Annotated in this window: 1 protein-coding gene; it reads left to right on the plus strand. The window is 47.9% G+C overall.

Annotated features, from left to right (window positions below; translation table 11 throughout):
• Nucleotides 1-77 precede the first annotated feature (77 nt).
• Nucleotides 78-611 carry a DUF3310 domain-containing protein gene (locus N1032_RS25850; protein ID WP_259543478.1) on the plus strand — a complete coding sequence of 178 codons (534 nt, stop codon included), beginning with the start codon at nucleotides 78-80 and terminating at the stop codon, nucleotides 609-611.
• The last annotated feature ends 46 nt before the right edge of the window (nucleotides 612-657 follow it).

Here is a 657-nt window from a genome sequence, read left to right on the forward strand (position 1 = left end):
TTTACGCGCATACGGAAACGCGATAGTAGCTCCGGTAGCTGAAAACTTTATTCGCACTTATATGGAGGCCGCGAACGATGAACAATACTGATAAACGCTTTCACGATATCGGCACCCTTACGGGGGCTGATCTGAAAATCACGGGCGGCATTCGCACCGGTGAAACTTACCGCCAGACGATCGCAGGGGATATCCTGGGGCGGCGTGGAAGTAGCTACGTTAATTGCACTATCTGCGGATGCCTTTACCAACCTGGCACTATCCATTTCTGCCCAGGCCAGAAGGCAAGCCCTAACACCCCCGTCAGCGTTAAGATTACTCCGGAAGATTTCCAGATCACCACTGCGAAAGCGCCTGATAACCACGCGGCCAAAGCTGTTAATTCGCAGCCCGAAAAAGAAATGGTGAACCATCCGAACCACTACGCGGGGGGCAATGGAAGTGATATCGAATGCATCGATGCTATCCGTGCGGCGTTAACTGAAGAAGAATTTAAAGGTTTCTGTAAAGGAAACGCGATCAAATACGTATGGCGAGCTGGCAAAAAAGATGCTGAAATTCAGGAGTTTAAGAAAGCGAAATGGTATCTGGAGGAAGCGATCGGAGAATAAATCAAGATTTCATGTAATCTTTAGTTGACTTGAAATCTTGTAATCA

The organism is Herbiconiux daphne, assembly GCF_024979295.1.
Taxonomy (GTDB): Bacteria; Actinomycetota; Actinomycetes; order Actinomycetales; family Microbacteriaceae; genus Herbiconiux; species Herbiconiux daphnes.